Here is a 26,290-nt window from a genome sequence, read left to right on the forward strand (position 1 = left end):
GTGCGATCGCCTCGGAACCGGATGAACGACGCCAAAGAGTCCGCCTGGTACGCGACGAAGCCTCGGCTCACAGCGACCGGACGACCTGCCCCGCCTCCGCCACAGCCCCGACCACGACGGCGAAGTCCCCGTCCGCGACGGACTGCCCCTCAGCCAGCCACACGACGTTCCGCGCCCCCGGCTGCGGCACGAACGACGAACCACCCGGCCCCGAAGACGGTGCCCCCACGACCAGCACGGTCACCTCGTCCAACCCGCTGGATCCCCGGTACCAGGACGTCGGCATGTCGACCTGCACCACGTGTCCCGCGGCTTCGAGTGCGATGACCAGTGCGGACACGTCCGCGACGCGCGTGCCGTCGTGCTTGACGGCGACACGGAAGCCTGCAGCCCCCTCCTCCCGGACGATGACCGGTCGCGAGGACCGCACCATCACGCCGTGGCCCTTGGGGAGCCCGGGGTCCACTCCGAGGTAGCGCAGTCCGGCTGCGTCGTACCGGGCGTCGGCGTCGGCGTCGGGGTACCGCCCGCGCCACCGCTCGTCGAAGATGCGGCGGTTGTCGACGCGGGCGTCGTCCCGGCCCGGCGTGCGGCTCTCGTGGTGGACGACGACCGACGACGGGACGACGACGAAGGCGCAGCCCGCCGGTGACGTCGACAGCGCGCGGAGGCACAGGTCCACGTCCTCCAGTCCGTTGGCGTACACGGGGTCGAACCCGTGCCAGCGGATCAGGTCGACGGCACGGAACGCCGCGGCGGCTGCGGTGATCGCCGAGAACCGCGCTGCGCCGGCGGAGCCCGACCCGAACACGCGGTCGGCGTCGTGCCGCGGGTGGTCGCCGAGGAAGTGCCAGGGCAGCACCTTGTCCCCGCCGAAGACCGTGCCGGCGGCCTGCACGACGCCGTCCGGGTACACGAGCAGGGGCTGCGCGCCGAGGACCGACGGGTCGTCCAGCGCGCCGACGAGCGGCCGCAGCCAGCCGGTGGTGACCTCGGTGTCGTTGTTGAGCATGACGACGGTGCCGCCCGAGGACCGGGCGAGTCCGAGGTCGCTGCCCAGGGCGAAGTTCCGGTTCCGGTCCTCGCGCTGCAGGACGACCCGGGATTCGTCACGGAACCAGGCGCCGAGGATCGCGGAGACCGATCGCGGAGAGCCGTTGTCGACCAGGACGACCTCGACGCGGTCGCCGTCGTGGTCGGCCGCGCCGAGGACGGCATCGACGGCGCGCCGGGTCATCGTCCAGTCGCGGAACACCGGGACGACGACCGAGACGAGTCCGGTGTCGCGCGTCGGTGCGGCGGACGCCAGGGCGTCCCAGTCGATGCGGTGGCGGGCGAGCGCGACCTCCTGCCACGACGCGGGCTGGGCGGAGGAGACCCGTCGCTGGTCCCGCACGTTGTCGTAGTCGACGCCGATGACGGGCACGTACGCAGGCACCCCGAACCGCTGCCCGATGCGGAGCAGCCACTCCCAGTCGATCCAGCGTCGGAGCGTCTCGTCGAACGGGCCGACCCCTGCTGCGACGTCACGGCGGACCACGAGCGCGTTGAGGTCGATGAAGTTGCCCGCGAGCAGGTCGTCGAGCGTGCAGTCCTCGCCGCGGTACGTCTCGACGGGCGCGGTCCGGTCGTCCGCGTTGTTCGCGCCGACCATCCGCAGACCCGTGTGCACGGCGGGCCCGTCGGTCTCGAGCAGAGCCGCGAGGGCCGCGGTCAGGTGTTCCGGACGCCAGGTGTTGTCGGCGTCGAGGAACGCGACGAAGTCGCCACGCACGGCCGCGAGTCCGGTGTTCCGTGCGGCGCCGGCACCGCCGTTCTCCCGCTCGAGGAGCCGGATGCGCCCGTCTCCGGCAGCGAGCCCGCGCACGACGTCGACGGTGTTGTCGCCGGACCCGTCGTCGACCACGAGGAGTTCCCAGTTCGTGTGCTGCTGCGCTCGCACCGAAGCGATCGCCGCACCGACCACGTCGGCGCGCTGGTACACCGGCATCACGATCGACACGAGCGGTTGCTCCGCGTCGCGCCGCGCGACACCGCGCGGGTACCGGCCGAGGGCCTCGGCGACCTCGGGCCCGTCCCACGTGGACCGGTAGCGTCGCCGGGTGCGGTGCTGCGCACCGGCGAAGGCGCGAGCATCGGCGACGGCTGCGTCGCGTGCGGCGCCCCAGGTGGGAGCGTCGCCACGGCGGCCTGGAGGCACGGGGAGCGTGGTCGCGTCGGTCGCGTTCCGCAGGAAGTGCCGGAGCGCATCGAGCGTGGTCGCCGGGCGGTCGGCTCCCGGCACCGAGGCGGCGTACACGCCTGCGTCGAAGAGCGGCCCGGTCTGGAAGAGCTCGGGCCCCTCCTGGTGCAGGGCGTCGTACCAGGACATCGCGGGGACGGGCTGGTGCTCGCGCATCCACTCGTGCTCGATGAGCGGGTGCAGCGAGAGCCCACGCTGCCCGTCGTTGTGCACGTAGAACGCGACGGCGTCGGCGTCGGCGTCGGTGTCGAACGTCCGTCCGGTCTGTGCCTCGAAGTACGCGCGGTCGAGCACCTCGAACTCGGCGATCCGCCGGGCCCAGCGGTCGAGCCGGTCGGTTACGGTCAGCGGTCGGTCCGGGCCCCGGAAGGGTCGGGCGAGGCGCCGTGCGACGCGGCCGATGCCCTTCGCCTCGGCCATCAGCGGCGCCCCGGCAGTCGTGCGGCGACCTTCGCGATCGCCTGGCCGGTGCGGAAGGACCTGCTCGCGCGCAGGTCGGTGAGCTCCCGGCGCAGGCGCACGACCTCGTCCGCTGCGCTGGCCGCGGCGACGTCGGCGGCCGTGAGGTCGAGGGGGAGCAGCGCCGCCCACCGACGTTCGAGCGCGTCGGCCGTGCCCGCGAGCGGGGCCGTCAGCGCATCCTCGATGCGTGCACGGGCGTCGGTGACCGCGCCCGGTGCGACGACCACGGCGAAGTGGTCCACGACGGCCGCGAGGGTGTCGGCGCCCGTCCGGTGCGCTCGCGACGACCACGGCACCGCGTTCTGCGCGGCCCGCACGACCACCAGGTGGAGCGCCCGCCGGTTGGCCGCGACGACGTCCGCGGGCGCCGGGTCCACGAGCACGGCGACCGTGACGAGGTCGTCCGGGCTGGGGTCTCCGGTGGTGACGGTCCACGCGGCCGGTGCCGACGTACCGGCGGGGAGCCGGGCCTCCAGGTCGAAGCCGTCCCCGAAGGCCGCGTCGACCTGGCGGACGAGCGTGTCGGCGTCCTCGACGTGCCGCAGGTCCACGGCGAGCCGCGGGCGCTGCCCCGAGGGGACGAGGACGTCGGCGAACCGCTCGGTCGCCGTCATGCCGTGCCGCTGGTACGCGGCCACTGCGTCCGGCAGGAACGGGTAGCGACCCTCGAGCACGCGCTGGTGTGCGGCGCGCAGGGCGCTGCGGTTGCCGGAGAAGCTCTTGCCGCCGGCGTGCAGGACCAGCGCGCGGTTGGCGATCTTGGCGAGCCAGCCGTGGGCGGCGATCCGGAGGCAGTAGTCGTTCTCCTCGCCGTAACCCGGCGCGAAGGCCTCGTCGAACAGACCGTGCTCGGCGATCAGCTCGCGGCGGGTGAGGAAGCAGAAGCCCATCGCGACGGGCAGGACCTGGGACACCGGGAGCAGCGGTGCGAGCTCGTCCCAGACCCGTCGGGTGCGGTCCTCGGTGCGGGCCGCACCCCGGTTGGTCAGGCGGTAGGGGATGCTCGCGATCGTCGCGTTGTCACTGCGCGCGGTGACGACGCCGGTGCGGTCCTCGTCGAGGACCGCGAGCATCGCGTCGAGGAACCCCGCCGTCGGCACGGCGTCGCTGTTGAGGAGCAGGACGGCCTCGGTGTCGGGCTCGTCGGCACCGCGGTCGAGTTCGTCCACGGCACGGTTGCACGTGCCGACGAACCCGAGGTTGTGGTCGTTCCGCTCGTACCGGAACCCGGGGCGGTCGCCGATCCAGTCGAGCAGCGCCCGCTCGATGGTGTCCGCATCGGGCCCGCAGTCGTTGACGAACAGGGCGCGGTGCCGCTCGGTGTCGAGGTGCTCGAGGAGCCCGTCGACGCACCGCAGCAGGGAGTCGAGGTCGCCGTACACGGGCACGACGACGAGGGTGGAGCGGGTCATCGGGTGGACTCCTCTGCTTCGAGTGCACGTGCGAGGGCGTCGACGGCGGTCTCCAGCGGGCCACCGAGCACCCCCGCGGCCAGGGGCACGTGCCCGGTCGGGCCGTCCGCAGCTGCCTGCCGGACGGCGTCGGCGACGGCCAGGCCGAGGGAACGGGCGTCGGCGGGGACCGCCTCGAGGTTCGGGTGCAGGTGCGCCCGGGTGCCGCGGAACTCGTTCGTCACGACGCGTGCGCCGGACACCGCGCCGTCGAACGGCGGGTGGCTCGGGTGCGGGCTGTGCTGGAGCGACAGCACCACGTTCGTCGATGCGATGAACTGGAAGTAGTCGTCCCAGGGCATGGTGCCGTGCGAGACGAGCTTCACGTCGCCTCGGCCCCCGTCCAGCTCGACGTCGCCGTGCTGTTCACCGGCCGAGTGGAACTCGACCCGGATGCCGTCGTCGGCCAGCTCCTGCACCGCGACCCGCAGCGCGGCGACGCCGAGGCGGAACAGGTTCCGGTGCTTGCTCGGACGGCCGTAGAAGAGGACCCGGACCACGTCCTCGTGCTTGCGGGCAGCGGCCACGCGTTCGAGCAGCTCGAGGTCGAGGTGCGGTGCGAAGGTGTGCTCGGAGGGGACGTCGAGGCCCTCGACGTCGGCCAGGTACCGGCGCAGCGGCTCGGAGTTCACGAGCATGCGGAAGCCGGCGCGGTAGGTCGAGGCAGCGACCGCGTACTCGGTCGACCACGGGCTGAAGCCGGGTTCGTAGTCCTGCACCAGGTACACGACGCGGTGTCGGGGGACGACCCCGGCGGTGACGGCGACGTCGATCGGGTGCGCGGTCTTCCAGTGCGTGGCGACCCAGACGTCGTCGCGGCCGAACTCGGTGTCCAGGACGTCCTCGCGCCGGACCACGCGGACGCCGGGACGTCCGTCGACGCGCGACTCCGGGAACCGGTCGGCGACGAGCGCCTCGGCTGCGGCGGCACTGTTGCCGGGTGTCGTCCACCGGACCATGACGACGCGGACCCGCCGGCCGAGCCGGTCGCCGAGCGCGAGGGCGACGGCCAGGGCGGTCTGCACCCCGGCGAAGGCGGCACCCTCGCGGAGTTCGTCGACCACGAGCACCACCTCGGGATCGCGGTCCACGGTGCGGATGCCGGCGAGCGACAGGCTCGTCTCCACCAGGCCGTCGAACGGGCGCGCGGCCAGCGGCGCACGATCGCGTTCTCGCCGAGCCACACCGACGTCGACCCGGGACACCGTCCGGCCGAGTCGCTCACGGACGTCGTTGCGGTAGTGGCCGTCGCGGGCGTACCGCTCGTTCACCCGGACGAGGTCGCTCACGAGGCGCCGTGCCTTCTCGAAGTTCATCAGCCCTCACGTTACTGGGCGTCGGCGTTCGGCTCGGTAGGATCGGACCCCTCATGATGCAGCGAATCGACCTCCGCGGCGGCCTCCCCGCCCGTGCCGAACTCCTCCGACTCATGCCCCGCGCCGCGGGTGACGTGTCGCACGCGGTCGACGCCGCGCGCGAGTTGATCGAGGACGTCCGACACCGTGGGGCCGCTGCCCTGCACGACCAGGCCGAGCGCTTCGACGGCGGGGCTCCCGCGAACGTCCGGGTGCCCGCTGCCGAGATCACCGCAGCCGTGGCCGGGCTCACGCCCGAGGTCCGGGCAGCCCTCGACGAGGCCATCCGCCGGGTCCGGGCCGCGAGTGCCGCGCAGATCCCCGCCCCGTCCGTGACGACCCTGGCCGACGGCGCCGAGGTCCACCAGCGCTGGCAGCCGATGCGCCGCGTGGGGCTCTACGTGCCCGGTGGCAAGGCCGTCTACCCGTCCAGCGTCGTGATGAACGTCGTCGCGGCCCAGGTCGCGGGCGTGCCCTCGATCGCCCTCGTGTCGCCGCCGCAGCGCGACCACGGCGGCGCGGTCCACCCGACGATCCTCGCCTCGGCGGGGCTGCTCGGCATCGACGAGGTCTACGCCATGGGCGGCGCCGGAGCCGTCGGCGCGCTGGCGTACGGCGTCGCCGAGATCGACCTCGAGCCGGTCGACCTGGTCACCGGTCCGGGCAACAACTACGTCGCCGCCGCCAAGCGCCTGGTGCGCGGGGTGGTGGGCATCGACTCCGAGGCCGGGGCGACCGAGATCCTCGTGATCGCGGACGACACCGCCGACGCCGGGTTCGTGGCCGCCGACCTCATCAGCCAGGCCGAGCACGACGAGCAGGCCGGCAGCGTGCTGGTGACGACGTCCGCGGCGTTCGCCGACGCGGTGGAAGCCGCCATCCCGGAACGCACGGCGGTGCTCGGGACGGCTGCGCGCCTCCAGACCGCCCTGGACGGACCGCAGTCCGCGATCGTCCTGGTGGACTCGCTGACCGACGCCGCGACCGTGAGCAACGCCTACGGGCCGGAGCACCTCGAGATCCAGACGGTCGACGACGACGCCGTGCTGGCCGACATCGACGCCGCCGGTGCGGTGTTCGTCGGGCCGAGCACGCCGGTGAGCCTGGGGGACTACCTGGCCGGGTCGAACCACGTGCTGCCGACGGGCGGCCAAGCCCGGTTCGGGTCCGGGCTGTCCGCGTCGACGTTCCTGCGACCCCAGCAGATCGTCCGGTACACGCCCGAGGCCCTGGCCGAGGTCGCGCCGCACATCGTCGCCCTGTCCACCGAGGAGCAGCTCCCCGCGCACGGGGCCGCCGTGACGGAGCGCACGAACCGATAGCCTGGGGAACGACATGTTCTGCCCCTTCTGCCGCCACCCGGACTCCCGCGTCGTCGACTCACGGACGAGCGACGACGGAACCTCCATCCGCCGCCGTCGTCAGTGCCCCAACTGCGGTCGACGGTTCTCGACCACCGAGACCGCATCGCTCAACGTCGTGAAGCGCAACGGTGTCACCGAGCCGTTCAGCCGCGACAAGATCGTCTCCGGCGTGCGCAAGGCCTGCCAGGGGCGTCCGGTCACCGACGGTGACCTGGCCGTGCTCGCGCAGCGCGTCGAGGAGACCGTGCGGTCCTCCGGATCCAGCCAGATCGATGCGAACGACATCGGCCTCGCGATCCTCGCGCCCCTGCGGGAGCTCGACGAGGTCGCCTACCTGCGGTTCGCGAGCGTCTACCAGGCGTTCGACTCGCTCGAGGACTTCGAGGACGCCATCGCCCAGCTCCGCCGCGACCACCACGCGGCGTCCGACACGGCCGCCGGGTCGTCCACATCGTCCGGCACGCGCGCGTGAGCGGCATCGCCGAACGCATCGTGCGCGGCGGCTACCGCGTCGTGTTCCGCTCCGTGTTCGCGAACATGGACCCGGAACGTGCCCACCACCTGGCCTTCGCCGTCATCGCGGGGCTGCCTCGCGTGCCGTTCCTGAGCGGTGTCGTCGAGCGGTACTGCCGTCCCGCGGCGGCCGACGGCATCACCACGATGGGCATCCACTTCCCGTCGCGCTTCGGTCTGGCGGCCGGGTTCGACAAGGACGCCCGCGGCATCGCCGGTCTCGGCCTGCTCGGCTTCGGCCACGTCGAGGTCGGCACCATCACCGCCAAGCCGCAGCCCGGCAACGAGCGCCCGCGCCTGTTCCGGCTGATCGGCGACCGCGCCCTGATCAACCGCATGGGCTTCAACAACCACGGCGCCGCAGCGGCCGCCCGGCGTCTCGAGCGCGCCCGCCGCAACCCCGGTCGCCCCGTCATCGGCGTGAACATCGGCAAGAGCCGGGTCGTCTCCGTCGAGGACGCCATCGACGACTACCTCGAGTCCACCCGTCGGCTCGCGACGTTCGCGGACTACCTGGCGGTCAACGTCAGCTCGCCGAACACGCCCGGTCTGCGCGGACTGCAGGAACTCGACCAGCTCCGACCGCTGCTGTCCGCGGTGCGTGACGCCGCCGGTCGCACGCCGGTGCTCGTCAAGATCGCACCGGACCTGACCGACGAGCAGATCGACGCGATAGCGGGCCTCGCGGTCGAGCTCGGGCTGTCCGGGGTGATCGCGAACAACACGACGATCTCCCGCGACGGGCTGACCGCCGATCCGTCCGACGTCGAGGCGATGGGTGCCGGGGGCCTCTCCGGTGCGCCGGTCGCCGCTCGCTCGCTCGAGGTCCTGCGTCGCGTCCGCGCCGCGGTGCCCGCCGACTTCTGCGTCATCGCCGTCGGTGGTGTGACCACCGAGCAGGACGTGCAGGACCGCATCGATGCCGGGGCAACGCTCGTGCAGGGCTACACGGCGTTCCTCTACGAGGGACCGACCTGGGCCGCGCGCATCAACCGGCTGCGCCGTCGGCGGCTGCGTCGCGCCGCGCGGTAGACGCGACCACCTGACGGACTGGAGGCCCGTGGCGACACCGCCACGGGCCTCCAGTCCTTCCTGGGAGCGCGCCTGCGCCATCGGGTGAGCAGAACACGCCGTGGCTCGCCAGTCGACCCGTCGTGTTCTGCTCACTCGATCGCCGATGCGGAGCGTGGGAGTGGGGGAGTGGGAACTGGGGAGCTGGAACGACGAAGCGCCGCCCGGCAGGCCGGGCGGCGCTTCGTCGTGTGCGTAGAGCTAGAGCGTGGGGTACTGCCCACGCCGGACCTGGGGCTTCGGCAGCCGCAGGAAGCGCAGCTGCCACGCCCGCGTGAGGATGTAGAGGAACGTGCCGCGCTGGAACTCGCCGAACTTGTTGGTGAGCTTGCGGCGGAGCGACAGCCACAGCACCACGCAGTCGATGATGAACAGCGCCACGAACGCCCACACGAGCAGGAGCGAGTAGGAGGCGATGACGGTCTGCGCGGCGGCGAACCCGACGATCAGGAACAGCACGAGTACGGGCATCATGACCTCGCCGACGTTCCAGCGGGCGTCGATCCAGTCGCGGACGAAGCGTCGCTGCTCACCGCGGTCCTTCGCCGGCAGGTAGCGCTCCTCGCCGTTGGCCATGCCGACCCGGGCACGCTCGCGCTCCGAGTTGAGGCGGGCGCGGGCGGCCTTCTTGTCGACCGGCGTGTTGCCGACGAGGGGGCGGCGGTTCGCTGCCTCTCGCTCGCGACGGGACGGCGTGGGGCGGCCCTTGCCCTGCTCGAGGAGCTCGGCCTCGGTCGGGTTGACGGTCGTGTTGGTCTTGGGGGCTGCCTTCGCCACGGTGCGTTCCTAACGGCGGTGTGCGTGCGGGATCTCCTCTAGATTACCGGGCATGACCGACAGCGAACAGCACAGCCCCGCGACCGACCCCGCGCTCCTCGACGCCCTGCGCGAACACGTGCAGGGCGCACTGCCCACGACGATCGCCGACCTGTCCGCGCTGGTGCGCCTGCCGTCGGTGTCCTGGTCGGCCTTCGACGCGTCGAACGTGCGCGCGAGTGCCGAGGCCGTCGCGGACCTCGCCCGGTCGACCGGGGTCTTCGGCGCGGACGACGTCCGGATCGTGCGGTCCGCGGTGTCCGGGTCGACGGCCGACGTCGCCGAGGCCGACGCGGAGACCGAGCTCGGCCAGCCCGCGGTGCTCGCGGTGCGCCCGGCGCGGAACGGCAAGCCGACGGTGATGCTCTACGCCCACCACGACGTGCAGCCGCAGGGCGACGAGGCCCTGTGGGAGACGCCGCCGTTCGAGCCGACCCTCCGCGGTGACCGCCTGTACGGCCGCGGTGCCTCGGACGACAAGGCCGGCGTGATGACGCACATCGCGTCGCTCCGCGCGGTGCACGCCCAGTTCGGTGACGACCTCGACCTCGGGATCGTGCTCTTCGTCGAGGGCGAGGAGGAGTTCGGCTCCCGCTCGTTCCGCACGTTCCTGCGCGAGCAGAAGGAGCACCTCGCCGCCGACGTCATCGTCGTGGCGGACAGCGACAACTGGTCCACCGAGGTCCCGTCGATCACGGTCTCCCTGCGCGGCAACGTCACCTTCAAGCTCACCCTCACCACGCTCGAGCACGCCAGCCACAGCGGCATGTTCGGGGGAGCGGCCCCGGACGCGATGATCCCCATGGTGCGGCTGCTCGCCTCGCTGCACGACGCCGACGGCTCGGTCGCCGTCGAGGGGCTGACATCGTACGAGGCCGACGTGCCGGAGCGCACCGAGGACGAACTCGCCGTCGACGCCGCGCTCGTGCCCGGTGTCCGCCCGATCGGCACCGGCGCCGTCCTGTCCCGCATGTGGTTCCAGCCGTCGATCACGGTGACCGGCATGGACGTGCCGAGCGTCGCGAACGCCTCGAACACCCTGCTGCCCACGGTCTCGGCACGGGTCTCGGTCCGCGTCGCCCCCGGCCAGGACGCCAGGCAGGCGTCCGCAGCCGTCGAGCGGCACCTGCGCGAGCACGTCCCGTTCGGCGCACGGATGGAGATCACCGAGCCGGACAGCGGCGACGGGTTCCTCGTCGACACCGCCGGCTGGGCCGTCCAGGAGGCCCGAACGGCCATGCGGGAGGGCTGGGGCGCCGAGGCGGTCGAGCAGGGCATCGGCGGGTCGATCCCGTTCGTGTCCGACCTCGCCGCGGAGTTCCCGGACGCGCAGATCCTGGTCACCGGCGTCGAGGACCCGGACACGCGCGCCCACAGCCCGAACGAGTCGCAGCACCTCGGCGTCCTGCACCGTGCCATCGCGTCGGAGACGATCCTGCTCGCCAGGCTCGCGACGCGCAGCTGAGGGTGCTTACAATCGACGCCAGGCGCGGTGACCAGCACCGCCCGGAGGGAGACGCGCGATGAGCGACACCATCACCGAAGCACCGGCGACCGAAACGCAGTCGCACGGCGTCCTCCTGAGCGACGCCGCTGCCGGCAAGGTGGCGAGCCTGCTCGAGCAGGAGGGCCGCGACGACCTGCGCCTGCGCCTCGCCGTCCAGCCCGGCGGCTGCTCGGGCCTGATCTACCAGCTCTACTTCGACGAGCGCCTGCTCGACGGTGACGTCACCGCCGAGTTCGACGGGGTCGAGGTCGTCGTCGACAAGATGAGCGTCCCGTACCTCGACGGCGCGACGATCGACTTCGAGGACACGATCCAGAAGCAGGGCTTCACGATCGACAACCCGAACGCGCAGGGCAGCTGCGCCTGCGGTGACAGCTTCCACTGATCGCCAGCGATCCGACACGCGAGCGGGGAGCGACCGGAAGGGTTGCTCCCCGCTCGCGTTCGTGTGACCGGACGTGGCCCGCCGGGGCGCGGTGTGACCGGGCGAAATCGTGCCCGCAGACGTGCGGATCGAGGCCAGAACCGTGTCGTGTGTGCGCGAGCGGTACCGAGCTGCGAGTAAGCTAGGAGTGTTCCAATCAAGCTGGGAGCCAGCCATGCGCCGCCTTCGTGCGGCTCGCCGTCGGACTCGACGGGCTGACCTCCGAAGCTCACGTCTTTTGCGAGAGGTAACAGTGCGTTCGAATCGCCGTATACGTTGGGCGGCCGTCCCGGTGGCCGTCGGTCTGGTCATCGCACTGGCTGGCTGCACGCAGCAGCAGATGAACGGATGGCTCCCCGGCACGGAGGAGACGAAGAACGTCACCAACCACACGAGCCGCATCGTCGGCCTGTGGACCACCAGCTGGGTCGTTCTCCTCGCCGTCGGTCTCATCGTCTGGGGCCTGATCATCTGGGCCGCGATCGTCTACCGCCGCCGGAAGGGCCAGACCGGCCTGCCCGTGCAGATGCGGTACAACATGCCGCTCGAGATCTTCTACACGATCGTGCCGCTGATCCTCGTGCTCGGCTTCTTCGCCTTCACCGCGAAGGACCAGGCCGCGATCGAGAAGCCCTTCGCCGACCCGGACGCCACCGTGCACGTGTACGGCAAGCGCTGGGCGTGGGACTTCAACTACATCAACAAGGACAACCCCGAAGAGAGCGTCTACTACCAGGGCATCCAGGCCCAGGAAGAAGAGAACGCCAACGGGGCGATCGACGAGTCGCAGCTGCCGACCCTCTACCTGCCGAAGGGCAAGAAGGTCGCGATCGAGCTCTCCTCGCGCGACGTCGACCACTCCTTCTGGGTCATCGACTTCCTCTACAAGAAGGACATGCTCCCGGGCAAGACCAACTGGGAGTACTTCATCCCGGAGAAGCTCGGCACGTACCAGGGCAAGTGCGCGGAGCTCTGCGGTGAGTACCACTCGCTGATGCTCTTCCAGGTGAAGGTCGTCACGCCGGCGCAGTACCAGGACTACCTCGACACCCTGAAGGACCAGGGCAAGGTCGGTCTGCTCGGTGACGAGTACAACACCAACACCAACGAACCGAACAACAAGGCGCCGGTCGAGGCGTCCAGCGAGAACAAGTAGGGGCTCGTCAGATGACAACGTCACTCGTCGGCCAACCGACCCAGACCTCGTCGCCGGACTTCCAGGCGTCGAAGGTGGGTCGGAAGGGCAACATCGTCGTCCGGTGGATCACCTCCACCGACCACAAGACCATCGGGTACATGTACCTGATCGCGTCGTTCATCTTCTTCCTGCTCGCAGGTGTGATGGCCCTCGTGATCCGCGCCCAGCTCTTCGAACCCGGCCTGCACGTGGTCGCGACGAAGGAGCAGTACAACCAGCTGTTCACGATGCACGGCACGATCATGCTGCTGATGTTCGCGACGCCGCTGTTCTCGGGCTTCGCGAACGCGATCATGCCGCTCCAGATCGGTGCGCCGGACGTCGCCTTCCCGCGACTCAACGGCTTCGCCTTCTGGCTCTACCTGTTCGGCTCGCTCATCGCGGTCGGCGGCTTCCTCACCCCGCAGGGCGCTGCCTCGTTCGGGTGGTTCGCCTACGCGCCACTGAGTGACACGACGTTCACGCCAGGGCTCGGCGGCACACTCTGGGTCTTCGGGCTCGGCATGACCGGCTTCTCGACGATCCTCGGCGCGGTGAACTTCATCACCACGATCATCACGATGCGTGCCCCGGGTCTGACCATGTTCCGCATGTCGATCTTCACGTGGAACACCCTCGTGACGGCGCTCCTCGTCCTGATGGCCTTCCCGGTCCTCGCGACGGCGCTCTTCGGCCTCGGGCTCGACCGCGTGTTCGACGCGCAGATCTTCAACCCGGCCAACGGCGGGGCTCTGCTCTGGCAGCACCTGTTCTGGTTCTTCGGGCACCCCGAGGTCTACATCATCGCGCTGCCGTTCTTCGGCATCGTCTCCGAGGTCTTCCCGGTGTTCAGCCGCAAGCCGATCTTCGGGTACAAGACCCTGGTCTACGCGACCATCTCCATCGCGGCCCTCTCGGTCACGGTGTGGGCGCACCACATGTACGTCACCGGCGGAGTCCTGCTCCCGTGGTTCTCGCTCATGACGATGCTCATCGCGGTCCCGACCGGCGTGAAGATCTTCAACTGGGTCGGCACGATGTGGCGCGGTTCGGTCACGTTCGAGACCCCGCTGCTCTGGGCCCTCGGCTTCCTGATCACCTTCACGTTCGGTGGTCTGACCGGTGTCATCCTGGCGTCGCCGCCGCTCGACTTCCACGTGTCCGACTCGTACTTCGTCGTCGCGCACTTCCACTACGTGGTCTTCGGCACCGTCGTGTTCGCGATGTTCTCCGGCTTCTACTTCTGGTGGCCGAAGTGGACCGGCAAGATGCTCAACGAGCGTCTCGGCAAGATCCACTTCTGGCTCCTGTTCATCGGGTTCCACACCACGTTCCTCATCCAGCACTGGCTGGGCGTCATCGGCATGCCGCGTCGCTACGCGACCTACCTGCCGAACGACGGCTTCACCTGGATGAACCAGCTGTCGACGATCGGCTCGATGATCCTCGCGATCTCGTTCCTGCCGTTCATCTTCAACGTCTACGTGACCGCCCGGAACGCACCGAAGGTCGCCGTGAACGACCCGTGGGGCTACGGCCGCTCGCTCGAGTGGGCGACCTCCTGCCCGCCGCCGCGCCACAACTTCACGTCGATCCCGCGCATCCGTTCGGAGTCCCCGGCCTTCGACCTGAACCACCCCGAGGCCGGTGTGCCGATCGGTGTGGGTCCCGCGAAGGACGCGCCCGATGCCCCGACCTACGACGCCGCGAAGGGCGAGGTGAAGTAACGCCATGCGCGCGAACACCAACCTGTTCTGGATCCTCTTCGGGTTCTTCATCCTGGCGGACGCCGCCTACACGATCTGGGCGCTGATCTACTACGGCGAGCCCGAGTGGGTGGGCACCGTCGCCATCGGTCTGACCGGCCTGATGTCTGCGTTCATCGCGTTCTACCTGGGCAAGGTGATGGCGTCCCAGGGCGGTGTCCTGCCCGAGGACCGTCCCGACGCCAACATCGAGGACGGCGACGCCGAGCTCGGGCACTTCAGCCCCTGGTCGTGGTGGCCGATCCTGCTGGCCGCCGCGGTCGCCGTGTGCTTCCTCGGTGTGGCCGCCGGCCTGTGGATCGTCCCGATCGGACTCGTCCTCGTGGCGATCACCCTGGTCGGCTGGGTCTACGAGTACTACCGCGGCAACTTCGGGCACTGACCCGGCGCTGCAGCGCACCTGACACTTCGGGCGGCACCAGAACGGTGCCGCCCGAAGTGCGTCCAGGAGACGATCTCCGGTCCCGATCCGGAACAAACGGGCCCGCCCGCGACTTGACTGGAGCGGACCTCCCACCACAGCGAAAGGAGTCACCTCAGGTGACCGACAAGCGCACCCTCATCATCTTCGGCGCGACGGGCGACCTCGCCTCCCGCCTGCTCCTGCCGGGCCTCGGCACGTTCCTGCAGAGCGGCCGTGCCGTCCCCGTGCAGTTGATCGGCACGGGCCGCAGCGAGCGCAGCCCCGAGAAGTGGAAGGACATCGTCACGCAGTCCTTCGCGTCGCAGGACGTCAAGGGGCCGGAGGTCGACGCGACCATCGAGTCGACGCAGTTCATCCAGGGCGACCCCACCGACCCGAAGCACCTCGAGGCGCTCCTGGCCGCGGCCGACTCCGAGCCGATCCTGTACTTCGCCCTCCCGCCGCAGATCGCCTCCGACATCTGCGAGGCTCTCGAGCACGTCGAGCTCCCCGAGGGCACGACCCTCGCCTTCGAGAAGCCCTTCGGCACCGACGTCGCCAGCGCCCAGGCCCTCAACGAGACGGTGCTGAAGCTGGTCCCGGAAGAGCGCGTGCACCGCACCGACCACTTCCTCGGCCGCACCACGGTCCTGAACATCATCGGTCTGCGCTTCGCGAACCGCCTGTTCGAGCCGATCTGGAACGCCGACAACATCGAGAAGGTCGACGTCTTCTACGACGAGACCCTCGGGCTCGAGAACCGCGCCCAGTACTACGACGAGGCCGGCGCGATGGTCGACATGATCCAGTCGCACCTGCTGCAGATCCTCGGCATCGTGACGATGGACGCCCCGGCGGACATCGACGCGGTCGAGTTCCGCTCGTCCCTGGCCCGGGTGCTCCGTTCGACCCAGCTCAAGGGCGGCGACCCGAAGATCGCGTCGCGTCGCGCCGTCTACACGGCCGGCACGATCGACGGCAAGGAGCTGCCGTCGTACCAGGACGAGGACGGCGTCGACAAGTCGCGGAGCACCGAGACGCTCGCCGAGATCTCGGTCGAGGTCGACACGGCCCGCTGGAAGGGCGTTCCGTTCACGCTGCGCTCCGGCAAGGCACTCGGCAACAGCCGGAAAGAGGTGCTGATCACCTTCAAGCCGGTCACCCGCCTGCCCTCCGGCCTGAGCGGTCGCCCGAAGGCGGACACGCTCCGCATCGTCCTGAACCCGGACGAGATCGAGCTGACCGTGTCGGCCAACGGCGGTGGCAACCCGTTCGAGATGGGCCAGGTCACCCTGTCGTCGTCGTTCAGCGACGGCGAGCTCACCCCGTACGGCGAGGTCCTGAACGGCATCTTCCACGACGACCCGCTGCTCTCCATCCGCGGTGACGTGGCCGAGCGCTGCTGGGAGATCGTGGAGCCGGTCGTTGCCGCGTGGAAGGCCGACGAGGTCCCGCTCGAGGAGTACCGCGCCGGTTCGCGCGGCCCGGCGGACTGGGAGTCGTCGTCCTGACGGACGCGCTGCTGACGTCCTGAACGGACGCCCTGACGGACGGGAGGCCCGGTGCCAGCTGGCACCGGGCCTCCCGTCCGTCGTGGGGTCGCCATCAGGGCATCGCGGGACGCATCAGGCGGGGGAGCCGGCGCGCTCACCCTCGCCGGTCCACGACCGGGTGCCGCCGTCGTGGACGGGCAACCGCGTGCGGTGCCCGACGGTCGCGCCACGGGCGCGCTCGATGGCGTCCGCTGCCGACACGAGCGTCAGGTGCGACAGCACCTGCGGGGTGTTCCCGATGTGGTGTCCGGTGGCGACGTCGATCTCCTCGGAGAGCATGCCGACGTCGTTGGCGTACCCGACGAGCACGTCCATCAGGCGCTCGGCGTCCTCGACCCGGCCCGAGGCGGCGTACTGCTCCACCAGCCAGAACGAGCACGCCAGGAACGGGTGCTCGGCGCCGGACAGCCCGTCGAAGCCGGCCGTCGTGCGGTAGCGGAGCACGAGGCCGTCGTCGCCGACCCGCAGGTCCTCCTCGATGGCGCGCACGGTGCCCGTCATCCGGGGGTCGTCGGCGCGGCAGAACCCGACCTGCGGCAGGACGAGCAGGCTCGCGTCGACCTCGTCGGTGTCGTAGTGCTGGCGGAACGAACCGCGCTCCGCGTTCCAGCCGTGCTCCTCGATCTCGGCGCGGACGGTGTCGCGCAGGGTGCGCCACCGGTCGACGGGGCCCTCGAGGCCGAACTCCTCGACCGCGGCGACCCCGCGGTCGAACGCGGCCCAGATCATCACCCGCGAGTGCGTGAAGCTCCGCCGGGGGCCGCGCATCTCCCAGATGCCGTTGTCCGGCTCCTGCCAGTGCTCCTCGACGTAGCCGAGCAGCGCCCGCTGCAGCGCCCACGAGTCGGCGTTCTCCTCGACACCGAGCTCGCGGGCGTCGTGCAGTGCCGCGAGCACCTCGCCGAAGACGTCGCCCTGGTACTGGGTCGAGGCGCCGTTGCCGACGCGCACGGGCGTCGAGCCGAGGTACCCGGGCAGCTCGGGCAGCTCCCGTTCGGGCAGCTCGCGTTCGCCGGCGATGCCGTACATGATCTGCACGTCGGCGGGGTCACCAGCGATCGCGCGCAGCAGCCAGCCGCGCCAGTGCGTGGCCTCGTCGCGGTACCCGTGGGCGATGAGCGAGGCGAGCGCGAGGGACGCGTCGCGCAGCCACACGTAGCGGTAGTCCCAGTTGCGTTCGCCGCCCGGGTCCTCCGGCAGGCCCGTGGTCGCGGCGGCGACGATGCCACCGGTGTCGCCGTGGGTCATCGCGCGGAGGAACACCAGCGACCGTCGTGCGGCGTCGGCGTACCGACCGGTGGTCTGCGCCGGGGCGGTCCACGCCGTCCACCACTGCACCGTGTGGGCGAGGGCCGCGTCGACGTCGAGTGGCTCCGGCGGCTCGCGGTGCGACGGGTACCAGGTGAGCACGGTGTCGAGCACGTCGCCGTCGTGGATCGTCGTGACGGCGGTGTGCCGGTGGTCGTCGGCGCGGAACTGCGGTCCCCGCACGATCACCGAGCCCGGACCGGCCGTCGCGAGCAGCGCCGGTTCGTCGTCGTCCCCGATCTGCCGGATCCACGGCAGGGCCCGCGCGTAGTCGAACCGGATCCGGAGCGTCTGCCGGAGTTCGACGGTGCCGCGGAGCCCGCGCACCCGGCGGACGATCGAGGGGCGGTGCGCGCCGACGGGCATGAACTCGGTGACCTCGACTACACCGTCACGGGTGGTCCACACGGTCGAGAGCACCAGGGTGTCGCCGTGGTACCGCCACTCGGCCGTGGCCTCGTCGTCGACGGGTCGCAGGGTCCAGTGGCCGTGGTCCTCGGTGCCGAGCAGCGAGGCGAAGGTGGACGAGCTGTCGAAGCGCGGCAAACACGCCCAGTCGATGGTCCCGTCGCGGCCGACCAGGGCAGCGGTGCCGGTGTCGCCGATCAGGGCGTGGTCCTCGATGCGGTTCGGCGGTGTGTGCGGTGCGGCTGGGCGTGGTGCTGCTGGGCGTGGTGCAGCTTGGTGCGGTGCGGCCGGCTCGGTGCTCATGGACCGATCGAACACCCGGTGCCCGAGCGCCGCGGTCGGCCACGGGTGCTCCGGGCCGAGAACGTGATGAAGGGTCGCTCAGGCCGGGTCGGAGGCGTCGGACTCGATGATGCCGACCCGCGCGAGCTCGCTCCACAGACCGGCGCCGTCCGGTGCGTACACCCAGGGTGCCGACGAGTCACGGGAGCGTTCCTGCGCCCGCGAGCGTCCGCCGGCCAGGACCGCTTCGCTCGTGGACAGCTGCCGGATGGCGACGCCCGCGACGTTGTCCGGGTGCTCCCGCGAGAAGTCGCCGTAGAGGCTCTCGTCGTGCTGTCCGTCGTCGCCGACCAGGAGCCAGCGGATGTCCGGGAAGTCCTTCGCGAGCCGGCGCAGGTTCTCCTGCTTGTGCAGCTGCCCGCTGCGGAAGAACCGGTCGTGGGTGGGACCCCAGTCGGTGAGCAGGAGCGTGCCGGACGGGTACATGTTGCGCGACAGGAAGCGCTGCAGCGTCGGCGCGACGTTCCACGCTCCGGTCGACAGGTAGACCGTCGGGGAACCGGGGTGCTGCGCGAGGATCCGCTCGTAGAGCACGGACATGCCGGGCACGGGGCGGCGGGCGTGCTCGGTCAGGACGAACGAGTTCCAGGCGGCGAGCATGGGGCGGGGGAGCGAGGTCACCATCACGGTGTCGTCGATGTCGGACAGCAGCCCGAAGCGGGTGTCCGGGTGCACGACGAACACGTCGGCCTCGACGTCGCGCCCGCCACCTGCCGACAGCCGCACCGTGCGCCAGCCGGGCTCGAGGTCGATCGGGACGATGGTGTCGACGACACCGCCACGGTCGGTTTGCACCACGTGGGAGACGCCGCCGGCGGTGACGGTGACCTCGGCGTGGTCGACGGCGACGCTTGTGAAGCTCTTCCAGCCGCGGACTCCGGCGTAGGAGACGTCCGAGGCGAGACCCCGGCGGGTGAGGAGCACACGGCAGAGGATGCGCACCCAACCGGGCGCGCCGTAGCCGGTGTACGGGACCACCGTCGGGACGAGTCCGCGACGGCGTGCACGGTGCTCGCGGAACTCCTGGACGGCGTCCTCGATGCGGGCCGCGCGGTGCAGGAGCGGCTCGGCCAACGACGGCTCGTGGGGCGTCGGGTCGGGCATGGCGTCATCCTCCCACGGGCGGCTGACGAAACCCGCGCGCTGTACAGAACTGGTGCGTCGCAACTGGTGAGTCGCAGCCACGTTCCAGGTGCGTTCTGCGAAAGTTGTCCCCGTCACACCAACCAACCGCGCTGGAGCGCAAGAGGAGAACACGTGCTCGTCACCGAGGTAACGAACGCTCTGCCGGGGGGATCATCACTGCTCAGGAACGAGCCGGTCCAAGCCCGCAGTTCGGCGCGCCTCGCCGGCCTCCTCGACGCCGCAGCCGCGGTGATCGACGAGATCGGGTTCGAACGGCTCACGACCGCCATGGTCGCCGAGCGCGCGGGGGCGTCGATCGGCACCGTCTACCGGTACTTCCCGGACCGCATCGCCGTGGTCGAAGCACTCGCGATCCGCTGCACCCAGCGGCTCGCCGCCCGCTTCGTCGAGGCGCTCGACGCCAGTGGCGCCGTGACCTGGCAGGACGCCAACGACGCGCTCATCGACATGACCGCAGAGATGTACCGCACCGAGCCCGGCTTCCGGGCCATCCGCTTCGGCGACCCGGCGGACACCGGAACGGGCGACGCGGAGGACCGCATGGGTGCGCTCGGCGCGGCCGTCGGCCAGATCATGCGCGACCGCTTCGGCCTGCCGGACGACGAGCGCATCACCCGCGCCTGGGTCGTCCTCGCCGAGTCCGGTCACGCGGTGCTGGCACGGGCACACCGCGACCGCGAGCACCCCGACACGGAGCTGATCGAGGAGTACCGCCGGATGAACCGTGCGCACCTGGAATCGGTGATCGCCGCTTCCTGACCGTCCCGTCGAACCGGCGCGACACGCCGGAGACCGAACCGACCCGCCCGCGCCTCCGAACACCGAGGCGCGGGCGTCGTCGTCCCCGCCGATCCCGTGGTTCCCGTCGGCATCCCCACCGACCTGTGCACCGTCGCGGGTCCGTCACGGATCGTCACAGCGAACCGATGTCGGCACCCCCGGGTACTCTCATCCGGAGTCGGGCTACCTCCGAACAGAAGGGCACCCCATGATCGAGTTCCGCTCGGTGCGCAAGACCTACCCGGACGGCACGACTGCGGTCGAGCACTTCGATCTGGTCATCCCGTCCCGGACCACCACCGTCTTCGTCGGATCCAGCGGCTGTGGCAAGACCACGCTGCTCCGCATGATCAACCGCATGGTCGACCCCACTTCCGGAACCGTCGAGATCGACGGCTCGGACGTCGCCGGGATCAACCCCGTCGAGCTCCGTCGCCACATCGGCTACGTCATGCAGAACTCCGGGCTGCTGCCGCACCGCAAGGTCGTCGACAACATCGCGACCGTCCCGCTGCTGACCGGCGTCTCCAAGGCCGACGCCCGCAAGCGCGCCCTCGAGCTCATGGACACCGTCGGACTCGACCGTGCCTTCGCCGACCGCTACCCGTCACAGCTCTCCGGCGGCCAGCAGCAGCGCGTCGGTGTGGCCCGCGGGCTGGCCGTCGACCCGAACATCCTGCTCATGGACGAGCCGTTCGGTGCGGTGGACCCGCTGGTGCGCAACGACCTGCAGGACGAGCTCATCCGCCTGCAGCGCGAACTCGGCAAGACCGTCGTGTTCGTGACGCACGACATCGACGAGGCGTTCAAGCTCGGCGACCAGGTCGTCATCCTCAAGAAGGGCGGCGAGATCGCCCAGCAGGGGACGCCGGCCGAGATCCTCGCCGCACCCGCCGACGACTTCGTCGCCACGTTCATCGGCGCCGGCCGCGGGCGCCGCGCGCTCCGCGTCGAGCAGACCCCGACCGGTCCGATCGTCGTCGACGGCGAAGGCCGTGCGGCCGGCGTGCTGACGGGCCCCGTCGGGGTCGTCGACGCCGCCGAGGCCGTTCCGCAGTCCGACTCCCGAGCAGCAGAGGCCGGAGCGTCCCACGACGCACCGGGTGCCCCGGCGCAGGGTGGGGGCACCCGGTGAAGTGGGTGCTGGCGAACCTCGACACGATCTGGGACAACACCTTGTCCCACCTCGCGATCGCGATCCCGCCGATCATCGTCGCGTTCCTGCTGTCGATCCCGATCGGGTGGCTGGTGGTCCGGCTGCAGCGCCCCGGTGGGTCGCGCTTCGCATCGGGTGTGGGCAGCAGCATCGTGACCCTCGCCGGTCTGCTCTACGCAATCCCGTCGCTCGCCCTGTTCGTCGCCCTGCCGAGCATCATCGGCACCGGCCTGCAGAGCCCGATCAACGTCGTCATCGGTCTGACGCTGTACGGCCTCGCGCTGATGGTCCGTTCCACGGTCGACGGGCTGACCTCGGTCGACTCCGAGACCAAGTCCGCGTCGACCGCCATGGGCTACTCGCCAGCGCAGCGGTTCTTCCGTGTTGAGCTCCCGCTCGCCGGTCCGGTCCTGCTGGCCGGCCTCCGGGTGGTCTCGGTCTCCACGATCTCGCTGACCACGGTCGGCGCGGTCCTCGGCATCCCGAGTCTCGGCCTGCTGTTCACCGACGGCCTGGGTCGCGGAATCTACGAGGAGATCCTCTCCGGCATCGTGATGGTGCTCGTGCTCGCCTTCGCCCTCGACGGCCTCCTCGTGCTGCTCGGGCGCCTGGTCATGCCGTGGACCCGGACGAACTCGGTGTCACGCCGACAGGCTCGCCGAGTCCTGCAAGCAGCGGAGGTCTCCTCGTGATCATCGGTCAGGCCTTCGCGTGGGTGTTCGACCCCACGAACTACGGCGGGTACAACGGCATCCCCACGCGCCTCTGGGAGCACGTCTGGATCACCCTGCTCGCGGTGCTCATCGCCGCGGTCATCGCTGTGCCGGTCGGGTACGCGATCGGCCACACCCGCCGCGCTCGTGGCTTCTCGATCGCGGTGTCCGGCGGGGTGCGGGCGCTCCCGACGCTCGGCGTGCTCTCGCTGTTCGGGCTGCTGCTCGGCATCGGGCTGCAGGCCCCCTTGCTCGCCCTCGTCATCCTGGCGATCCCGTCGGTGCTCGCCGGTGCGTACTCCGGCATCGAGTCCGTCGACCCGGGGGTCGTCGACGCCGCGAAGGCCCAGGGCATGACCGGCTGGCAGATCCTGTGGAAGGTCGAGATCCCGCTCGGGCTCCCGCTGCTGATCGGTGGCATCCGCGCCGCGGTGCTGCAGGTCGTCGCGACGGCCACGCTCGCCGCGTACGTCGGGGCCGGTGGCCTCGGCGGGTACTTCTTCCTCGGCCTGAAGACCCAGGACTACGCCGAGATGCTCGGCGCCTCCATCCTCGTGATCGCCCTCGCGATCGCGTTCGAGATCGTGTTCGCCGTGCTGCAGCGGGCGGCGGTGCCGAAGGGCACCGCGGACCCGTCGGCCCGACAGCGTCAGGGGTCGCGTGAGCGAGCCCGCAATCCACTCCCGGAAGGAAATCCCTCGTGATCACAGCACCCAAGATCCGCGCCGGTGTCGCCGCCGCGATGGCGGTCGGCGTCGTCGCCGCCCTCGCCGGCTGCGCGTCGAGCGACCCGCTCGACAGCGGTTCCAGCGACTCGTCCGACTCGAAGACCATCGTCGTCGGTTCGCAGCAGTACTACTCGAACGAGATCATCGCCGAGCTGTACGCCCAGGTCCTCGAGAAGGACGGCTTCGACGTGAAGCGCAACTTCAACATCGGGCAGCGTGAGGTCTACATCCCGCAGCTCGAGAAGGGCGCCATCGACGTCATGCCCGAGTACAGCGGCAACCTGCTGCAGTACTTCGACAAGGACTCGGACGCGAAGACCGCCGACCAGATCGACGACGGGCTCGACACGGCCCTGCCGAAGGGCCTCCGGGTCCTCGACGAAGCCGACGCGACCGACCAGGACAGCTACACCGTCACGAAGAAGTTCTCCGAGGACAACGACGTCACGAGCCTGGCCGACCTGAAGAACGTCGACGAGAAGCTCACCGTGGGCGCCAACTCCGAGAACCAGACGCGGCCGTACGGCCCGAAGGGGCTCAAGTCGGTCTACGGCGTCGACGTCGACTTCAAGGCGATCGAGGACGGCGGCGGGGCCCTGACCGTCAAGGCGCTCAAGGACGACACCGTCCAGCTGGCCGACATCTACACCGCCGACCCGAGCATCAAGGCGAACGGCTTCGTCACGCTGAAGGACCCGGAGAACCTGATCCTGCCGCAGAACGTCGTGCCGGTCGTCTCGAAGAAGGTCAACGAGAAGGCTGCGGACGCGATCGACTCGGTCAACGAGAAGCTCACGACCGAGGCCCTGATCGAGCTCAACACCAAGAGCACGGCCGACAAGGAGAAGGCGTCCACCATCGCCGAGGACTGGCTCAAGGCCGAGGGTCTGCTGTAGCCAGAGGTTCACGAACAAAACGACAGGCGTCGGGTATCCACCCGGCGCCTGTCGTCGTTCGTGGAGCAGGCAGCGCGAACATCCGTGCCGCACGGTTGTGCCGTGCAAGGGCTGTGCACGTTTGTGCACGGAGTCGTTCTACAACTTGTCGAAGTGTGATCCAGCGCGATAGCGTTGGGGTGTCCCAAGGGCTGTGACACCTGATGTATCCGTTCCACAGGAAGCAACTGACGTGCACGAACAGCGCGCGGCCACCCGTCTCGGAATCGCCGCATGAACGACCTCCTCGATCCGCTCCTCCTGTCGCGGTGGCAGTTCGGTCTGACGACCATCTACCACTTCCTCTTCGTCCCGCTGACGATCGGCATGGCAGCCGTTGTGGCCGTGTTCCAGACCGCCTGGTACCGGACCGGCCGCGCGCACTACCTGCAGCTGACGCGGTTCTTCGGGCGGATCTTCCTGATCAACTTCGCGATGGGTGTCGTGACGGGCATCGTGCAGGAGTTCCAGTTCGGCATGAACTGGTCGAACTACTCGCGCTTCGTCGGTGACGTCTTCGGCGCACCGCTCGCGCTCGAGGGCATCCTGGCGTTCTTCTTCGAAGCGGCCTTCATCGGCATCTGGATCTTCGGCTGGGACCGCCTGCCCAAGGGGTTGCACCTGGCGAGCATCTGGTGCGTGAGCGCCGGCACGATCATGTCGGCGTACTTCATCATCGCCGCGAACGCGTTCATGCAGCACCCGGTCGGCTTCGCGATGAACGAGGCCAAGGGCCGTGCGGAGCTCACCGACATCTGGGCGGTGCTCGGCAACAAGGTCGCCCTGGCCGCGTTCCCGCACACGCTCTTCGCCTGCTTCATGGTCGCCGCGGCGGTCATCATCTCGGTCGCGGCCTACCACCTGGCCCGCAACCAGAACCTCGAGACGATGCTGCCGGCGCTCAAGTTCGGCATGTGGACCATGCTCGCTGCCGGCGCGCTGACCGTCCTGACCGGCGACCAGCTCGGCCTGACGATGGTCGACACGCAGCCGATGAAGATGGCGGCGGCCGAGGCGCTGTACAACACCGCGACCGGCAAGGACGCCTCGTTCTCGATCTTCACGCTCGGCACGCCCGACGGCGTGCACGAGCTGTTCTCGATCCGGGTGCCGTACCTGCTGTCGTTCCTGTCGACGCACACGTTCAACGGCACGGTCGAGGGCATCAACGACCTGCAGGCGCAGTACACGCAGGTGTACGGCCCCGGCGACTACAAGCCGATCATCTGGGTCACCTACTGGTCGTTCCGCTGGATGATCGCCCTCGGTGTCGGCGCGGTCATGGTCTCGCTGGTCGGGCTGTGGCTGACCCGCAAGGGCCGGTTCCCGACGCAGCGCTGGGTGTGGCGCATCGCCACCTGGACGGTGCCGCTGCCGATGGCCGCGATGATCGTCGGCTGGGTCTTCACCGAGATGGGCCGCCAGCCGTGGCTCGTGTTCGGGCTGCTCCAGACGAAGGACGGTGTGTCGCCGAACGTGACCGGACTCGAGGTCCTCATCTCGCTGCTGGTCTTCACCCTGATCTACGGCTCGCTGGCCGTCGTCGAGTTCAAGCTCATCAAGAAGGTCGCGCAAGAGGGGCCCGCCGACCCGGACGAGGTCGACGAGGAGACCGGCGAGGTCAAGCACGAAGTGACGGTCTACTAGAAATGGACGCTGCCTGATGGATCTCCCCGTTCTCTGGTTCGCGATCGTCGGCGTCTTCTTCGTCGGCTACTTCGTCCTCGACGGATTCGACTTCGGTGTCGGCATGTCCCTGCCGTTCCTCGGCAAGGACGACACCGACCGTCGGGTCCTGATCAACACCATCGGCCCGGTCTGGGACCTCAACGAGACCTGGGTCATCGTCGCCGGGGCGTGCCTGTTCGCGGCGTTCCCGGAGTGGTACGCCACGATGTTCTCCGGCTTCTACCTGGCGCTGCTGCTCATCCTCGCTGCACTCATCCTGCGAGGGGTGTCGTTCGAGTACCGGCACCAGAACAAGCACCTCGAGTGGAAGCGCCGCTTCGACCTGATGATCATCGTCGGCAGTGCCGTGCCGTCGTTCCTGTGGGGCGTCGCGTTCGGCAACGTCGTCCGTGGCATCCCGATGGACGCCGGGCACAACTACACCGGCACGATCTTCGACCTGCTCAACCCGTTCGCGCTGCTGACCGGTGCCGCGACGCTGCTGGTGTTCTTCACCCACGGGGTCGTCTTCGTTGCGCTGAAGACCGAGGGCGACATCCGCGTCCGCGCCAAGCGCCTGGCGACCCGCGCCGGCATCGTCACGATCGTCGTCGGCGCCGCGTTCCTGGTGTCGATGGCCTTCGTCCGGGCCACCCCGGCCTCGCTGGTGCTCTCCGTGGTCGCCGCCCTGGCCCTGGTGCTCGCCGTGCTCTGCAACGCCTGGGGCAAGGAGGGGCGCGCCTTCACGCTGATGGCGGTCACCATCGCCGCGATCGTGCTCGCGATGTTCACGGCGATCTTCCCCGACGTCATGCCGGCCTCGAACGACGTCGCGAACAGCCTGAACGTGTACAACGCCTCGTCCGGGTCGTACACGCTGACCGTGATGAGCTGGGTCGCGCTGATCTTCGTGCCCCTGGTCTTCGCGTACCAGGCCTGGACCTACTGGGTGTTCCGCAAGCGCGTCTCCCGCGCCCACGTCACCGCGGCCGCGCACTAGGC

At 70.1% G+C, this 26,290-nt stretch carries 22 protein-coding genes; 16 read left to right on the forward strand and 6 right to left on the reverse strand.

Translation table 11 applies throughout. The features are described 5' to 3' along the window. Positions 1 to 67: 67 nt before the first annotated feature. The 3 genes from DEJ11_RS07315 to DEJ11_RS07325 are packed head-to-tail and all read right to left on the reverse strand — an operon-like array spanning position 68 to position 5,471. Positions 68 to 2,662, reverse strand: coding sequence for a glycosyltransferase (locus tag DEJ11_RS07315; protein WP_111103539.1), 2,595 nt, complete (start codon positions 2,660 to 2,662; stop codon positions 68 to 70). Then, a complete protein-coding gene (locus DEJ11_RS07320; RefSeq protein ID WP_111103541.1) occupies positions 2,662 to 4,116 on the reverse strand; it encodes a glycosyltransferase family 2 protein in 1,455 nt (484 codons plus the stop codon). The genes DEJ11_RS07315 and DEJ11_RS07320 overlap by 1 nt, the downstream gene beginning before the upstream one ends. Continuing rightward, positions 4,113 to 5,471, reverse strand: a complete 1,359-nt coding sequence (locus tag DEJ11_RS07325; protein ID WP_111103542.1) for a rhamnosyltransferase WsaF family glycosyltransferase — start codon at positions 5,469 to 5,471, stop codon at positions 4,113 to 4,115. The genes DEJ11_RS07320 and DEJ11_RS07325 overlap by 4 nt, the downstream gene beginning before the upstream one ends. Positions 5,472 to 5,524: 53 nt before the next feature. On the opposite strand from DEJ11_RS07325, the gene hisD reads away from it, so the two are divergent. The 3 genes from hisD to DEJ11_RS07340 are packed head-to-tail and all read left to right on the forward strand — an operon-like array spanning position 5,525 to position 8,419. Then, entirely contained in the window at positions 5,525 to 6,832 is a 1,308-nt protein-coding gene (gene hisD, locus DEJ11_RS07330; RefSeq protein ID WP_111103543.1) for a histidinol dehydrogenase, read from the forward strand. A 13-nt stretch (positions 6,833 to 6,845) separates the two neighbouring features. Next, the gene (gene nrdR, locus DEJ11_RS07335; protein ID WP_111103544.1) at positions 6,846 to 7,346 is read left to right on the forward strand and encodes a transcriptional regulator NrdR; all 501 of its coding nucleotides are present in this window, start codon (positions 6,846 to 6,848) and stop codon (positions 7,344 to 7,346) included. Next, positions 7,343 to 8,419, forward strand: a complete 1,077-nt coding sequence (locus DEJ11_RS07340) for a quinone-dependent dihydroorotate dehydrogenase (RefSeq protein ID WP_084741082.1) — start codon at positions 7,343 to 7,345, stop codon at positions 8,417 to 8,419. Before nrdR ends, DEJ11_RS07340 begins: the two co-directional genes overlap by 4 nt. Positions 8,420 to 8,659: 240 nt before the next feature. On the opposite strand, the gene DEJ11_RS07345 is transcribed toward DEJ11_RS07340, so the two are convergent. Continuing rightward, positions 8,660 to 9,235 (reverse strand): DUF3043 domain-containing protein, encoded by a 576-nt coding sequence (locus DEJ11_RS07345; protein ID WP_111023129.1) that lies wholly within the window; start codon positions 9,233 to 9,235, stop codon positions 8,660 to 8,662. 52 nt (positions 9,236 to 9,287) lie between these two features. Here DEJ11_RS07345 and DEJ11_RS07350 point away from each other — a divergent pair, with 52 nt between their 5' ends. The 6 genes from DEJ11_RS07350 (at position 9,288) to DEJ11_RS07375 (ending at position 16,062) form a co-directional block, all read left to right on the forward strand. Next, positions 9,288 to 10,739: a dipeptidase gene (locus DEJ11_RS07350; protein WP_111103545.1), complete on the forward strand. Its 1,452-nt coding sequence runs from the start codon at positions 9,288 to 9,290 to the stop codon at positions 10,737 to 10,739. A 58-nt stretch (positions 10,740 to 10,797) separates the two neighbouring features. Continuing rightward, the gene (locus DEJ11_RS07355; protein ID WP_035808216.1) at positions 10,798 to 11,166 is read left to right on the forward strand and encodes a HesB/IscA family protein; all 369 of its coding nucleotides are present in this window, start codon (positions 10,798 to 10,800) and stop codon (positions 11,164 to 11,166) included. A gap of 292 nt (positions 11,167 to 11,458) precedes the next feature. After that, complete coding sequence (gene ctaC / locus DEJ11_RS07360; RefSeq protein WP_027465265.1) at positions 11,459 to 12,361, forward strand: aa3-type cytochrome oxidase subunit II; 903 nt, start codon at positions 11,459 to 11,461, stop codon at positions 12,359 to 12,361. 11 nt (positions 12,362 to 12,372) lie between these two features. Further along, the gene (ctaD, locus tag DEJ11_RS07365; RefSeq protein ID WP_027465266.1) at positions 12,373 to 14,109 is read left to right on the forward strand and encodes an aa3-type cytochrome oxidase subunit I; all 1,737 of its coding nucleotides are present in this window, start codon (positions 12,373 to 12,375) and stop codon (positions 14,107 to 14,109) included. A gap of 4 nt (positions 14,110 to 14,113) precedes the next feature. Continuing rightward, positions 14,114 to 14,530, forward strand: coding sequence for a cytochrome c oxidase subunit 4 (locus DEJ11_RS07370; protein WP_111030352.1), 417 nt, complete (start codon positions 14,114 to 14,116; stop codon positions 14,528 to 14,530). 158 nt (positions 14,531 to 14,688) lie between these two features. Further along, positions 14,689 to 16,062, forward strand: coding sequence for a glucose-6-phosphate dehydrogenase (locus DEJ11_RS07375; protein ID WP_071405720.1), 1,374 nt, complete (start codon positions 14,689 to 14,691; stop codon positions 16,060 to 16,062). A 114-nt stretch (positions 16,063 to 16,176) separates the two neighbouring features. Here the strand turns inward: DEJ11_RS07375 and DEJ11_RS07380 are convergent, their stop codons facing one another. Both DEJ11_RS07380 and DEJ11_RS07385 read right to left on the reverse strand, forming a co-directional pair. Further along, complete coding sequence (locus DEJ11_RS07380) at positions 16,177 to 18,123, reverse strand: glycoside hydrolase family 15 protein (protein WP_258375385.1); 1,947 nt, start codon at positions 18,121 to 18,123, stop codon at positions 16,177 to 16,179. Between the two features lie 78 nt (positions 18,124 to 18,201). After that, on the reverse strand, positions 18,202 to 19,266 hold the full coding sequence (locus tag DEJ11_RS07385; protein ID WP_110864632.1) for an App1 family protein phosphatidate phosphatase: 1,065 nt from the start codon (positions 19,264 to 19,266) through the stop codon (positions 18,202 to 18,204). A gap of 153 nt (positions 19,267 to 19,419) precedes the next feature. Here DEJ11_RS07385 and DEJ11_RS07390 point away from each other — a divergent pair, with 153 nt between their 5' ends. The 7 genes from DEJ11_RS07390 (at position 19,420) to cydB (ending at position 26,288) form a co-directional block, all read left to right on the forward strand. Beyond that, positions 19,420 to 20,067: a TetR/AcrR family transcriptional regulator gene (locus tag DEJ11_RS07390; RefSeq protein WP_111039135.1), complete on the forward strand. Its 648-nt coding sequence runs from the start codon at positions 19,420 to 19,422 to the stop codon at positions 20,065 to 20,067. 229 nt (positions 20,068 to 20,296) lie between these two features. Further along, complete coding sequence (locus tag DEJ11_RS07395) at positions 20,297 to 21,223, forward strand: ABC transporter ATP-binding protein (RefSeq protein ID WP_027465271.1); 927 nt, start codon at positions 20,297 to 20,299, stop codon at positions 21,221 to 21,223. Further along, positions 21,220 to 21,936, forward strand: a complete 717-nt coding sequence (locus DEJ11_RS07400) for an ABC transporter permease (RefSeq protein ID WP_027465272.1) — start codon at positions 21,220 to 21,222, stop codon at positions 21,934 to 21,936. The genes DEJ11_RS07395 and DEJ11_RS07400 overlap by 4 nt, the downstream gene beginning before the upstream one ends. Continuing rightward, positions 21,933 to 22,661, forward strand: a complete 729-nt coding sequence (locus DEJ11_RS07405; RefSeq protein ID WP_071405717.1) for an ABC transporter permease — start codon at positions 21,933 to 21,935, stop codon at positions 22,659 to 22,661. Before DEJ11_RS07400 ends, DEJ11_RS07405 begins: the two co-directional genes overlap by 4 nt. Further along, entirely contained in the window at positions 22,658 to 23,581 is a 924-nt protein-coding gene (locus DEJ11_RS07410; RefSeq protein ID WP_110864635.1) for an ABC transporter substrate-binding protein, read from the forward strand. The genes DEJ11_RS07405 and DEJ11_RS07410 overlap by 4 nt, the downstream gene beginning before the upstream one ends. Positions 23,582 to 23,854: 273 nt before the next feature. Beyond that, positions 23,855 to 25,267, forward strand: a complete 1,413-nt coding sequence (locus DEJ11_RS07415) for a cytochrome ubiquinol oxidase subunit I (RefSeq protein ID WP_071405716.1) — start codon at positions 23,855 to 23,857, stop codon at positions 25,265 to 25,267. Positions 25,268 to 25,283: 16 nt separating this feature from the next. Beyond that, positions 25,284 to 26,288 carry a cytochrome d ubiquinol oxidase subunit II gene (gene cydB, locus DEJ11_RS07420; RefSeq protein WP_110864636.1) on the forward strand — a complete coding sequence of 335 codons (1,005 nt, stop codon included), beginning with the start codon at positions 25,284 to 25,286 and terminating at the stop codon, positions 26,286 to 26,288. Positions 26,289 to 26,290 lie beyond the last annotated feature (2 nt).

Origin of the sequence: Curtobacterium sp. MCLR17_058 (assembly GCF_003234705.2) — a bacterium.
Classification (GTDB): domain Bacteria; phylum Actinomycetota; class Actinomycetes; order Actinomycetales; family Microbacteriaceae; genus Curtobacterium; species Curtobacterium flaccumfaciens.